13 protein-coding genes and 1 riboswitch are annotated in these 13,374 nt (G+C 50.4%); all 13 genes read right to left on the bottom strand.

Annotation, left to right across the window (positions count from 1 at the left end):
- Positions 1-279: 279 nt before the first annotated feature.
- Positions 280-1,587: a 30S ribosomal protein S1 gene (gene rpsA, locus FD07_RS02665; RefSeq protein WP_020088659.1), complete on the bottom strand. Its 1,308-nt coding sequence runs from the start codon at positions 1,585-1,587 to the stop codon at positions 280-282.
- Between the two features lie 78 nt (positions 1,588-1,665).
- Complete coding sequence (gene cmk, locus FD07_RS02660) at positions 1,666-2,346, bottom strand: (d)CMP kinase (RefSeq protein WP_020088660.1); 681 nt, start codon at positions 2,344-2,346, stop codon at positions 1,666-1,668.
- A 33-nt stretch (positions 2,347-2,379) separates the two neighbouring features.
- A complete protein-coding gene (locus FD07_RS02655; RefSeq protein WP_020088661.1) occupies positions 2,380-3,009 on the bottom strand; it encodes a LysM peptidoglycan-binding domain-containing protein in 630 nt (209 codons plus the stop codon).
- Positions 3,010-3,185: 176 nt separating this feature from the next.
- Positions 3,186-4,607, bottom strand: a complete 1,422-nt coding sequence (locus tag FD07_RS02650; protein ID WP_020088662.1) for a RecQ family ATP-dependent DNA helicase — start codon at positions 4,605-4,607, stop codon at positions 3,186-3,188.
- Positions 4,600-5,640 carry a helix-turn-helix domain-containing protein gene (locus tag FD07_RS02645; protein WP_020088663.1) on the bottom strand — a complete coding sequence of 347 codons (1,041 nt, stop codon included), beginning with the start codon at positions 5,638-5,640 and terminating at the stop codon, positions 4,600-4,602. The genes FD07_RS02650 and FD07_RS02645 overlap by 8 nt, the downstream gene beginning before the upstream one ends.
- Positions 5,641-5,743: 103 nt before the next feature.
- On the bottom strand, positions 5,744-6,325 hold the full coding sequence (locus tag FD07_RS02640; protein ID WP_020088664.1) for an ECF transporter S component: 582 nt from the start codon (positions 6,323-6,325) through the stop codon (positions 5,744-5,746).
- 115 nt (positions 6,326-6,440) lie between these two features.
- Positions 6,441-6,558, bottom strand: a riboswitch (FMN riboswitch).
- Positions 6,559-6,619: 61 nt separating this feature from the next.
- Positions 6,620-7,342 (bottom strand): pseudouridine synthase, encoded by a 723-nt coding sequence (locus FD07_RS02635; protein ID WP_020088665.1) that lies wholly within the window; start codon positions 7,340-7,342, stop codon positions 6,620-6,622.
- Positions 7,343-7,951 carry an SMC-Scp complex subunit ScpB gene (gene scpB, locus FD07_RS02630; RefSeq protein ID WP_020088666.1) on the bottom strand — a complete coding sequence of 203 codons (609 nt, stop codon included), beginning with the start codon at positions 7,949-7,951 and terminating at the stop codon, positions 7,343-7,345.
- A complete protein-coding gene (locus tag FD07_RS02625; protein WP_020088667.1) occupies positions 7,929-8,717 on the bottom strand; it encodes a segregation and condensation protein A in 789 nt (262 codons plus the stop codon). Before FD07_RS02625 ends, scpB begins: the two co-directional genes overlap by 23 nt.
- Positions 8,671-9,066, bottom strand: a complete 396-nt coding sequence (locus FD07_RS02620; protein ID WP_020088668.1) for a hypothetical protein — start codon at positions 9,064-9,066, stop codon at positions 8,671-8,673. Before FD07_RS02620 ends, FD07_RS02625 begins: the two co-directional genes overlap by 47 nt.
- Before the next feature lie 54 nt (positions 9,067-9,120).
- On the bottom strand, positions 9,121-10,017 hold the full coding sequence (gene xerD, locus FD07_RS02615) for a site-specific tyrosine recombinase XerD (RefSeq protein ID WP_020088669.1): 897 nt from the start codon (positions 10,015-10,017) through the stop codon (positions 9,121-9,123).
- Between the two features lie 11 nt (positions 10,018-10,028).
- Positions 10,029-10,925: a CvfB family protein gene (locus FD07_RS02610; protein ID WP_020088670.1), complete on the bottom strand. Its 897-nt coding sequence runs from the start codon at positions 10,923-10,925 to the stop codon at positions 10,029-10,031.
- 255 nt (positions 10,926-11,180) lie between these two features.
- Positions 11,181-12,938 carry a pyruvate kinase gene (gene pyk / locus FD07_RS02605; protein WP_020088671.1) on the bottom strand — a complete coding sequence of 586 codons (1,758 nt, stop codon included), beginning with the start codon at positions 12,936-12,938 and terminating at the stop codon, positions 11,181-11,183.
- Positions 12,939-13,374: the final 436 nt, after the last annotated feature.

Genomic DNA, 13,374 nt, shown 5'->3' with positions numbered 1-13,374 from the left:
TGCCGCCTTCACGGCTAACGCCGATCTAACCCATTATTTTAATAACAATGCCAGCTCGTGTGCCAATGCGCTTCAAATTTTCACGGATAACATCTGCTCACAAGAGTCATAGTCTACACGATAATCGGTTAACTGTCAAAACTGGCGGTTACCGTGTCGCCGTTGCGGGCTTACTTTCGGGCTCGTTGGCGATACGGTTAAAATACCCCTGATGACATGAAAAGGGTTCGGAGCGAAACCAACAAAGTTCCGCGCCAAACCCTTCTTCAACCAAACGTATTAGTTGTTTTCGTTATCTTCCATGTCCTTCTTCAGGCTGTCCCCAATGAGGTCACCTAAAGAGAAACCAGTGCTTTCTTCTGGGGCGTTAGCCGTTGAAGTTTCAGCAGAGTTCCGGTTGTTACGACGACGGTTGTTGTTGCCACCGTTGTTCCGGCTCCGGTTGTTATTGTTGCTACTGTGGCTTTCGGAAGCTTCGTCACCAGATTGTGGCTTTTCTTCCAAGGCCTTGATAGACAATGCCAAACGGTGGTCATCTGGACGTACATCCAAGACCTTAACCTTGATTTCTTGACCAACCTTCAGAACGTCAGCAGGCGTCGCGATGTGTTGGTGAGAAATTTGGGAAATGTGAACTAAACCTTCAACGCCAGGGAACACTTCAACGAAGGCCCCAAAGCTAGTCAAACGCTTAACAGTACCATCTAAGACGCTGCCTTGTGGGGCTTTGTCTTCGATACCATCCCAAGGTTCTGGCAAGGTTTGCTTGATGGAAAGGGAGATCCGGTCACGGTCAGTATCAACAGATAAGACCTTAACCTTAACTTCTTGGCCCACCTTCAAGACATCGCTAGGCTTTTCAACCCGTTCAAAGGCGATTTCTGAAACGTGAACTAACCCATCAACGCCGCCAAGGTCAACGAAGGCACCAAAGTTGGTCAAACGTGCAACTTTACCTTCAACGATGTCGCCGGCAGTCAACTTAGCCATGATTTCAGCCTTTTGTGCTGCACGTTCCTTTTCAACCAATGCACGGTGAGAAAGGATCAGACGGTTTTCGCTAGGTTCGATTTCGACAATCTTGAATTCCAGGGTTTGGCCCTTGAATTGAGATAAGTCTTCAACGAAGTGGTCAGATACCATAGATGCAGGAACGAATCCACGCACACCAGCATCAACGACTAACCCACCCTTAACCACTTGGGTAACGGGTGCAGTCAACGTATGACCTGCTTCGAATTCCTTTTGGATGTCGTCCCAAACCTTACGGGCTTCCAAACGACGTTGTGACAGTAAGTAACTGCCGCCTTCCTTGTCAGTACCAATACGAGAAATTACGACGAGGTCCATAACGTCCCCGACTTTAATTACAGAATTAATATCATCAACTGGCTTCGTGGAAAGTTCCTTCTTTGGAACAACCCCTTCAATACCAGTATCAGCAATACCGACGATTGCTTGTTGGTCGTCATCGATCGTTAAGACTTCACCCTTAACGACGTCACCGACTTTAACGTTATCGATGCTGTTTAAAGCATCTAATAATTCGTTATTTTCATTGTTTTGACTCGTGCCATTTTCACTCATGCGAATTTTTCCTCCTTGCGACAACTCTAAATACCATTTTAGCTGATTGTGTTGTTAAAAGCTAGTAAAAAGCCCATTTTATAGGGATTCTTTTTCTTGGATGATTTCAGCGATGCGATCGGCCACTTCCTGGATGGACATGGACGTCGTATCGAGCCGAATTGCATCCGCTGCTTGAGTCAATGGTGAGATCTTTCGGGTCGAGTCTTTGCGGTCCCGTTCCTCAATCTCATACTTCAACGTTTCCAGCGGCGTATTAATCCCCTTAGCCGCGTTATCCTTTAACCGGCGCTGTGCCCGTTCTTCAACACTCGCAACTAAGAAGATCTTAACCTCGGCCTTGGGCAACACGGTTGACCCAACATCGCGGCCATCCATGACGATTCCGCCAGCATCGGCAATCTGTCGTTGGCGTTCCGTCAATTCAGCCCGAACAGCTGACTGAGCTGAAATCTGTGAGACAGCATTTGTCACGTCCGGTTGACGAATCGCTAAGGTTACCTCGGTATCGTCAACGAAGACCTTTTGAACGGGAGTCCCGGGCTCAAAACGAATCGTAATCTGATCCAAAAGGTCCTTCACGGCAGCCTCATCGTCTAACGCCACGCCAGCTTGCAAGACCTTCCAAGTAATGGCGCGGTACATGGCACCCGTATCACAGTATATGTAGTGAAAACGCTGTGCAACAATTTTCGCCACCGTACTCTTCCCAGCCGAAGCTGGACCATCAATGGCAACCTGTAATCCTTGTTTATCCATCAAACCAAACTCCCTATAAATTGAAATTAAATCCTACTTTACACGTAACTTTTGACCAGGGTGCAATGCAGCACCCGAAGACAGGCCATTTAATTCAAGCAACTTATCAACCGAAATTCCGGCATTCGTTGCGACCCGGTAGACCCCTTGGCCGGATTCAACGGTCGCATACTTTTGACCAGCGGTGCTGCTTGAACTCGCACTGCTGCTCGTTGTGCTGCTACTTGTGGCAGCTGAACTGCTGTGACTGGTGGTAGCCGAAGAACTGCTAGTCGTCTTAGCCGAACTAGCAGTCGTGGTAGATGTCGTTGATTTTTTGTGGCTCGTTGAAGCAGCTTGCTTCTTCGATGATGCCTGACTTGATGATTTATGGGAGCTCTTGGCCTTCTTGGAGGACGAGCTAGACGAACTAGCCGCGACCTTCTCGGTATTTTGAGGCCGGTTGACCGCACTTTGACGGGCTAGGCCGTAGACCAACGAGGCTGCCGCAATCACGATGATGATTGCCACCAGAATGATGGTAACCATGGTATTGCTATGATTTTGTCGCCGCATTTTCGTTCGTGACAGGTTCCCCTGATCGTCGCGATCATCGGCAAACGAGGAATCCCATGGATGGGACTCTTGTTCCTTCGACGTTTGATCGTCACGCTTTTGACTCATCATCTAACCTCCCTGAAAAACTTTCAACCGTAATTGTACCACGCTGACGTTTTTTTAGGTAGCTATAATTGTTCGAAGTATCGATATGACGGCATTCTTCAAAATCTCTTAATTATATTTACCTGTAGTTAATTATGAATTGTGGAATTTTTTGCACTTGGTTTGACAATTCGTCATTAAAATAACCGCCGCAGTCGCGCAACCCAGTCTCCATCCTGAGCTACCGGGTCAGATTTGTGTGACGCCAGCAACCCTAACTGTTCAAAATCCGGCGTCATCCCCGCCGGCGAGCAACACCGCTCGTGATGGGCCGGGCTCTGTTCGTCAAACGCCGCAAGCCAATTCTGCCGCAAGCAACGCGGTTCGCACACGTATTTCAGCATCTGTGCCAGCGCCCTGTTCCGTTCTCGCTCTCGACGGCTAAATAGGTTAACCACCGCCGCCTCACTAATGCCATGCCGTTTGTAGAACGCCAGCAGTGCGATGGCCGCATCATCCTCGCTAAACGCCTGTGGTCGTGCATAGTAGCGGTGAATGGTCTCCGGCTCGGGCCGGTTGGCTTGCCCCAACATTAAGGGAAGCTGTTCATCCCCACTGGCGTACAACAGAATGGCCACACTTGGCAAACCATCCCGCCCGGCTCGGCCAATCTCCTGCGCATAGCTCTCAAAGTCTGCCGGCAGGTGGTAGTGGATAACGTAGCGGACATCATTCTTATCGATGCCCATCCCAAACGCACTGGTCGCACAGATCACGTCGAGTTGCCCCGCCATGAACTGTTGCTGAATCTTGAAACGATCCTCACTACTCAGTCCCGCATGGTAGGCCGCCGCCTGCACGCCCGTCTGCTGCTGGAGTGTTAACGCCGTATCGCTGGCCTGCTGCTTACTGGAGAAATACACCACACCCGGTCCCTGCAGCTGACCGACCAGCGCTGTCAGGCGTTCCTGCTTCTCCGACTCGTCAGCGACTTGCTCCACATCGAGAAAGATATTGGGGCGATCGACGGACTCTGCCACTATTTCTGGCTGACTCCGTAACTGCTTGGCAATCTCCTGCCGCGTCGTCTGTCCCGCCGTTGCCGTTAGCATCAGTGTTAGTGGCTGTTGTAACTGCGTACGAATGGCACCCAACAACAGATACTCTGGTCGAAAATCCGGTCCCCACTGCACGATACAGTGGGCTTCATCAATCACCAATAGACTCAGCTGGAGCTGTTTGACCTGCGCCAACATCTGCGGCTGGGCTAACATTTCCGGTGACATAAAGAGAAATTGATACTCCCCGAGGTGGCGCATGATTACCTGCCGTTCCCGATAGCTCGTCAGCGAATTAATCGCGGCCACCCGCTTAAACCCCGCCATGCGCATCCGATCAACCTGATCGTTCATCAGCGACAACAGGGGGGAGATAATCAGCACACATCCCTGATGACGGTACCCGTACAACTGATAGATCAACGTCTTACCGGCACCGGTCGGCAAAACAGCTAGGGTGTCTTGACCCGCCTCTAATGACGTGAGGGCGGCCTGCTGCCCCTCTCTGAATTTCGTAAAGCCAAACACTTTTTCCAAACTTGTCGCTAAGGGCTCAAGCATCCCCCACACCTCGCTTATCACACCAAATGGCATAAAGTCGAAAATCAAAAAACGTGTAGCGGTCCTGAAGCGCCTGCGGTAACGCCGTGTACTGCCAGGTATCAATTGGCCCGGTCAGACTAGCCGCAAATGCTGCACGCATGGGCGGCGTCAATAACCAGTCATAGGGAAACTGGGCTAACGGTAATAGAATCGCCGCCTCCAGTAAATGTTCCCGTGCCGTTCCCGGCTTAATCTGGCGCACCGTAGCAATCTGTTCCACACGCCGCCCTTGCGACACCGCCGCTAGAGTCTGCTGCGCACTGCGTGTAACCGGTGACTGCCACAGTGGCCGAAATAGGGCGCTCAACGGATGGTCCGACTCACGGGCATCCTGAGCAATCTGCATGACCCCGTCAAACTGCATCAGCGTCACCGACCACGCGGTCCGCTCCTGACTTAACGCTAATTGATCTGCCGTCAGCCCCGGTTGGCCGTGCCCTGTAAACAGGTCCGTGACGACCCCCGCCGTGACTGGCGGTAGCTTTTCAAGACTACTTTTCAGTGAATCGAACAGTTGTTCTGGTAACTGAGCACTCTTACTCTGATGGAACCAATTTCGTACCGCCTGACGCGTCTCCAGGTCCGTCGCCAACGGGTAGTAGCGCTTGGCCGAATGGGCATACTGACTCACAACCTGCACCGCCAGTAAGAGCCGTTGCCGGGCCGCCAAGAGATCCAGCATCCCCCAATTGGCCCAAGTCTGCGGATGCTCGGCATGCGCCGCTTGTTCAGTGGCCCCCGCTGCAGTCAAACGAACCTGATCGGGCGTCTCACCCGTCTCGGCCCATCCCCGCTTAATCAGCACCTGTGCTGGGGCGTCTAAGGCTCCCCGGGCCATTTTCTTATCCAGGGCAATCAGATAGAGTAATCGGTAGCGTAGACCCCAATACAGCGTCGACACCGTCTTCTTCTCCCGTAGGAGGTTCTCGATCACCCGCAAACGGCGAAACTGTTGCTGATCCAGTAAGGCTAGTAAGTCCGCCGCTTCCATGGTTACGCATCCCTTCCGTAATAAGTCTGCACCTAGTTTACCATACGAAAAGGGCTGACAGTATGCCAGCCCTCCATTTCAAGACAATTCATGATTGATTCATTTATGATAGCGTGTGCTTCTGTAGCCAGGGCGCCATCCGTCGATTTAGCAGAATGAACAGGATCCCGAGGACGATCCCCTTGATCAGGTTAAACGGAATAACACCGAATAAGATGAGCTTGTTCACGGGTAAGCCCAACGACATCCCCCACACCTTAAGATACAGGGGCGTAATTACCCACCAGTTGGCAAGTGATAACACGATGGTGAGACTCAACGTCCCGACAATCACCGCGACCACTTGCCGCTTGACCGTCCACTCGTGACGCCGTAACACGGCACTGATCGGCAGAACCAGTGCGAGATCGGCAATGAACGCCGTCAAAACGCCAATAAAGTTGACGATATCTAACCCCGTCGTAACGAAGTACAATAACTCCTTAATTGCGGCAATGGTAATCGCCCCCGCGGGACCAAAGACCCCCAACCCAATCAGCACGACCAGGTCGCTTAAATCGAGTTTCATGTATGGCACGATGGGAATGATCGGAATCGACACGAACATCAAGATATAAGAGACTCCGGCGAATAACGCCATCTCGACCATCGCGCGAACGCTTAAACCCTTGTGACTACTTTCCATGAGACTAATTCCTCCTTGCGGTCATCTCAGTGACGTGACCCACGAAAAAAGGCCTCGCCACAGAAGAGCAAGACCTTGGAGTTTACGCCAAAATTAAGCAACGCAAAAAGCAACGTCTCATCTTCTGCATACCAGACTATACTGTCGGTTTCGGAGTTGCACCGAATCAACCGCTCACGCGGGTCGCGGACTTTACCGCCGGTCGGGAATTGCACCCTGCCCTGAAGATGAACCATAAATTTTTTAGTACACCCTTAATGTACTAAACGAACCAACGCCTGTCAACAATTTGTCTCAGGCTAAACCGGTTAAACGACGAAGTTCTTTGACTTCCTCCGGCTTCAGATTACGCGCATCGCCGGGTTGAAGGCCCTTGAGCGTTAAGAAGCCATATTCTTCACGCTTCAACTTTTCAACGGGACAGCCAATGGCGTTCAACATCTTTTTAACCTGATGATTCTTGCCTTCGTGAATCGTTAACGAGACAATTGCGATTTTTTTCTTTTCGTCGGTACTGATGATCTTAGCCTTGGCTGGGGCGTACTTGATCTCATCGACCGTAATTCCCTGACGCAATTCACGCAACGCATCGTTCGTTGGAATCCCCGTGACCCGCGCCACGTAAGTCTTCTCAACTTCATATTTGGGATGCGTCAACCGATTAGCGAGTTCCCCGTCGTTGGTCAACAGGAGCAATCCCGAGGTATCGTAGTCCAACCGACCGACTGGATAGACCCGTTGGCTGACGTTTTCGACTAAGTCGACCACCGTCTTACGCCCTTTTTCGTCGTTAGACGTAGAAATCACGCCCCGTGGCTTATACAACATCACGTAGGCCGGAGCTTCGGTAGTGATTGGGACGCCATCCACGAGGATCTTATCGTGGACGCCGACCTTGGTCCCCAACTCCGTCACAACGCTGCCATTGACCTTGACGCGGCCGCTCATGATTAACTTTTCTGATTGACGTCGTGAAGCCACGCCGTCGTGTGCTAAAACTTTTTGTAGTCGTTCCATTTACGTTTCATCTCCTGATTCTCCTGGTTGATTCAGTTGCTGGTTAAAGGCTTGCAAGAACAAGTCACCGCCATCCCCATCGTCCTGTTCGCTGGGATTAGCCGCAGCGGGTAACGGTGGTAAGTCAGTGAGTTGTTTTAAGCCAAAGTAGTCGAGAAAGTAGGCACTGGTCCGGTAGAGCTTCGGCCGGCCCGGTTCATCCAGACGTCCCGCGTCTTCGACCAACCGGCGTAAGACCAGTTTTTGAACGGTGGAGGCGCTCTGAACCCCACGAATCTCATCAACTTCGATTCGCGTGATTGGTTGGCGGTACGCAATGATCGCCAAGACTTCCAAAGACGCCGGCGAGAGGCTCGTACTCAAAGGATTCTCGAAGTACCGCTTGATCAAGTCGCCCGCAGCCTCCTTCGTGACCAGCCGATAGGTGGTATCGTTGACCATCAACTCTAGTGCAGAGTCCTGGTCAGCCGCATACTTCTGGGCCAACCGTTCCAATGAGGCAAGAATCGCCGGGCGCAACAATCCCGTGGCCGCCGCTAAATCAGCGACCGTAATGCCTTCGTCACCGCTGACGAACAATAAACTTTCAATCTGTGCTAGGGGTGACATCCGTGGGATACCTACCTTTCAACCGTAAAAAATTAATCTGCAGCGGCACCAAGCGACTGACCTGTTGCAAGGCAACCTGCCGTTGTCGGGCGAGCTCTAAGACGGCCAGAAAGGTCGTGACGATCTCGTCAAGCACCGGGGTCTGACCCAGCAACTTTTCAAAGTTAACTGGGCCCTTACTGTGCGCCAAGCGCATTAGTACCGTCTGCATCTGTTCTTTAATCGTATAGTGTTCCTGCTGAATGCTCTGAGTAACTGGCTTGGCCACCATGGCGCGATGAATCAGCTTGGCCAGTGCCGCCTGGAGATCCGCCGGCTCAATGCCCGGAGCTACCGACAAAGCCACTGAGTCTGGAACTGCCATGGCGGGACGGGTAAAGTGCTGTTGGCGTTCCTGCGCCCGCTCCTTGAGCACCTGTGCCGCTTGCTTATAGCGCTGGTACTCGAGCAGCTGATTGACCAAGTCTTCTCGCGGATCACCCATGTCGTCCTCATCACTGGGTTCCAGTGTCTGCGGCTTTGGTAATAACAGTTTGGCCTTAATAGCCATCAGGTTTGCCGCCATCACAAAATACTCCCCGGCAATGTCGAGCCGCAGCGTCTGCATCTGATGCAGGTAATCCAGATACTGACTGGTAATCGTTGCAATCCGGATATCGTAAATATCCATTTCGTTGGTTTTAATTAAATGTAACAGTAAATCCAGTGGGCCCTCAAAATCACTGACCTGAATCAGCGGTTGCCCGGTTGCTGTGGCTTTGTCCATGGTGATACTCCCATTTTGCAATAGTCTTGGCTGTGGAGAGGGTCCCCATCAGCCGCTTATCTGGTAACGTTGTGGCCAGTTGATCCAGCAACTGCCACGTGTTTTCAATAACATCCTTATCTGGCATCAATGTGATCAACCGCACAATCAGGTAATTCCCCTGAATCTGGGTCCCCACGGCACCGGCGAAGTCATCGTAAGTGTCCTTCCACAAGTAGAGTGTCCGATCATCCCCAGCTTGGTACCAAGCCAGCTCGTGCTGCAGCCGGTCCCAGTCCTTAAAGGTGGGCATTAAGCTCAGCAAGCCCATGGCGATCTTTTGATAATCACTCCGATATTTCAGTAACATGCTTTTCCTCCGTTCAATCGTCTCTGACCCTAGTCACTCTCATCCGGTACCGCGCTAGGCTCGGGGATGATACTGATCATAGACCGAGACCAATCGCTTCTTGGAAATATGGGTGTAAATCTGCGTCGTCGTAATGTCCGCGTGTCCCAGAAGCTCCTGAACCACCCGCAAGTCCGCGCCGTTCTCCAGAATATGTGTAGCAAATGAATGCCGCAGCGTATGGGGCGTCACGTCCTTTTGGATGTCAGCCAGTGCCACGCAATGCTTGATTTTTTGCCAAATAGCCTGTCGTGACAGCCCGCCACCGTGGGCATTGAGAAAGAGATAGGGACTCGTCCGCTGTTTCAGCAAGACCGGCCGACTGTGCGCCAGATACTGGTTGATCCAGTCGGTCGCCACATCCCCAATGGGAATGATCCGTTCCTTATCACCCTTACCCAACGTCTGAATCAGCCCCATCTCCAGGTGCAGGTCGGCCAGCTTCAAATGAACCAACTCACTGACCCGTAGCCCAGTCGCGTACATCACTTCGAGAATGGCGCGATCACGTAGCCCATATTTATTGGCGGTATCCGGCGCAGCCAGCAGTCGATCGACCTCAGCCACCGTTAGCACCGCCGGCAAATGTTCCGCGTGCTTGGGTGCAGCGATGTTTGCCATCGGGTTGTCAGTGATCTGATGGGTCTGCACCAGATAACGGTAAAACTTGCGTAGCGCTGACACGGCGTGAATCACAGAATTTCGTGATTTTCCACTGGCCGTCAGTGCACTCAGGTAGTTCATGACCGTCAGCCGGTCGACCTTTAAGAAACTCGTGAGGTGCTGATCGGTCAGATACGCCGCAAAGTTATGAAGTTCTTGGGTGTAACTCGTCACCGAATTTTTGGCTAGACCCTGCTCTACGGTAAGGTAGTGTGCAAAGTCCAGCGTCTGATCTGCTAATTCGGTCATGAGCGTGCCTCCTAGTCCTGGGTCTCCTCAGTCGTGTCAGTGGCTTCGGTCGTCACTAACCAGAGTTGACCATCGTGTTGCGTAATCTTCCGTGCCTTCAGGAGGTGACCAATGGCCCGTTTGAATTGACCTTTGCTAATCCCGAAGTAAGCTTTGATAGCGGCCGGGTCACTCTTATCGCTAAAGTCCAAACGACCGTCCTCACTGTGTTCCAGTGCGGCTAACAGCATCGCGGAGTCGTCGTCAATGGCCTCATACGTCCGTGGACGTAAGGACAGGTTCAACGTTCCATCGTCGTGGACCCCGATAACCCGTGCGTGGAGTTCTTCACCTAAACGGGGTTCGCGTTCCCGTTCGGATGGATGAATGAACCCTAACTCGTAGTGGTCGGTCATTACCCGCGTGCCGACCAGCTTCAATTGATAGGAGCGGGCAATCACGTTGGAGTTCTGCAGAATCTTCTTGGCGGGTTGGGCAATGGCGGCGTAAATGTCACCGTCAGCCAGCACACCCCAGAGCCGCTGTTTGGCATCCTCACGCAAAGCAATCAGCAGGCGGTCACCCTGTTGAGGCCACAATTCCATCATGTCTGGCAGATCATCCAAGGAAACGACAATATCCTTGTTAGGTAATCCAACATCAACAAAGACACCTAACGTCCGTTGCGTCCGGACCACCGTACCGAAACCGTAGTGATCGACTTGAACTTGCGGTGCATTCCGCGTAATTTGCATTTCGTGGTTTTCATTTTCGTAGGTAAACCCTTTGAAGTTTGAGCCTAGTTTTAAAGGTTTCTTGATTTCTGATTTGTCCAGCCGAAAAGTCGTTCCGGAAATCTGAACGTAGTAATCATTTTCATTTTCATCGGTAACTTTTCCCGCGATGACGCGGCCTAATAGTTCTTCCATAATCTCCTCAATTCTACTGGTTTTCCCAGTCAACCGTTCAAAAGTGTCTAACCTTTATTTTACACGGAAACCGTCCAACTAGCGAGCGTTATTCTTTACAAATTTATTTATGCTGATTGTCCGCTGATTGCCCACTACAATGCTGTCTGAATCGGTCAGAACCGATCCCTAATTTCAAACAGTCGGCTGCCCCTTAAGCCACAAAAAACGGACCCCCGACAGAGGGTCCGTTTTTAATAACAGGTTTATCTCAAATTAAAGTGCGTTGGAAGCACCGTGGTAAACGATACCGCGACGTGAGTCAACGGTGATCAATTCGCCATCGGAGATCTTTTCGCTGGCACCAGTAGCACCAACGATAACAGGAATCCCCATGGAAATTCCAACAACAGCTGCGTGAGAAGTCAACCCACCGTTTTCAACGATAACGGCGCTAGACTTTTCGATAGCTGGCAAGTAGTCCTTGTCGGTGTTCTTGGCAATCAAGATACCACCTTCAACAACCTTTGCGTTTGCGTCAGCAGCGGAGTTTGCGATAACGGCCTTGCCGATTACCGTGTCATCACCGACACCTTGGCCTTGAACTAACTTTGAGCCGATCAATTGGATCTTCATCAAGTTAGTCGTGCCACGTTCGCCAACGGGAACACCGGCAGTGATTAAGATCAAGTCGCCTTCCTTGGCCAAACCAGTTTCAACGGCCTTGGCAGCAGCTAAATCAAACATCGCATCCGTGTTAGCAGGCTTTTCGGTAACGATTGGGTAAACACCCCAGTTAACCATCAAGCCACGACGAGTACGGTCGTCAAAGGTAACAGCTAAGATATCAGCATTTGGCCGGTACTTAGAAATCATCTTTGCAGTGTAGCCGGATTCCGTAGCAGCAACGATGGTCTTAACACCTAATTCGTTAGCAACACGGGCAACGGAAGCACCGATGGATTCAGTAACATCACCGTTATCGAAGTCCAAGTTGTCACGGCCAAATTCTGCCAAAGCATTTTCAGCCTTGATGTCGATCCGGTTCATAGTTGCAACGGATTCTACAGGGTATTCACCGTTAGCACTTTCACCAGAAAGCATGGTTGCATCAGTACCATCAAAGACGGCGTTGGCAACGTCAGAAGCTTCGGCACGCGTAGGACGTGGGTTTTCTTGCATGGAGTCTAACATTTGGGTAGCAGTAATAACTGGCTTGCCTAAGATGTTACACTTCTTGATCAAAGCTTTTTGTACCAAAGGCACGTTTTCCGTAGGAATTTCGACACCCATGTCACCACGAGCGACCATCAAACCATCGGAAACCTTGATGATGTCATCAAAGTTGTTGATACCTTCTTGGGATTCGATCTTAGGGAAGATTTGAACGTGTTCCATGTGCTTTTCTTCGAGGAGTTCACGGATGTCCATGACATCTTGTGGCTTACGAACGAATGAAGCAGCGATGAAGTTGATTTCGTGGTCCAAACCAAAACGAATATCGTCGGAGTCCTTTTCAGTGATCCCTGGTAAGTTGATGGAAACGCCAGGAGCGTTAACACCCTTACGGGAACCTAAGACACCATCGTTTTGAACTTTAACAACTAATTCCTTAGTTGCGTCATCCTTCTTTTCAACGACAGTATCTAATAAACCATCATCGAATAAGACGTGGCCGCCTTCGTGGACATCGTCGAACAAGCCAGGGTAAGTAACAGCAATCTTTTCCTTGGTACCTTCGAGTGAGTCATCCATGGAGATCCGGAATTCGTCATCGGTATGGAAGTCAAGCTTGCCACCCTTTTCAACAGTCGTCCGAATTTCGGCACCCTTAGTATCTAACATGATACCAACGGTCTTACCAGTAATCTTTTCAGCCTTGTGGACCTTTTCCAAACGGTCTAAATGTTCTTCATGGTCACCGTGTGAAAAGTTGAACCGGAAGATGTTGGCGCCAGATTCGATTAATTTAACAATCGTATCAACGTCAGTACTTGCAGGACCAAGGGTACTTACGATCTTGGTTTTCTTCATTAGAAAAATCTCTCCTTTAGAATTGGCCGAACTGGTTCACCAATCTCGTTAAAAATTGGCATGCCAAAAGTTTCGGCTCAAATTTGATTCCAAAATTATTCTATCACTTTTGAAAATTAATGTCTGCTATGTTTATCGATTTTTCGACACTTTGTACACAATTTCTCAAAGTAAGCGTTTTCCCTTACCCGTTGGCGCTGAAAACCCACAGAAATAGCATCGCTTTATAACCAATTTGTTATCAAAGAAATAATTTTCGATTTATTGGAAAACATTCAAAAACGGTAGACATGCCGACCAGTTTTGCGGTAAAAACACTCTGTTCAACCAAAAAAGTTGGCAGTGTGCTCACATTAAAACACAGTACCAACTTCTCTTAACAAATTTCCAAACTACTCAGTCACTTTAATCATCTAAAAGTGACTGACGAAAACCG

Source organism: Levilactobacillus parabrevis ATCC 53295 (assembly GCF_001434055.1).
GTDB classification, from domain to species: domain Bacteria; phylum Bacillota; class Bacilli; order Lactobacillales; family Lactobacillaceae; genus Levilactobacillus; species Levilactobacillus parabrevis.
The sequence above is the reverse complement of the archived record's forward strand: the minus strand, read 5'-3'. Positions and strand labels throughout refer to the sequence as shown.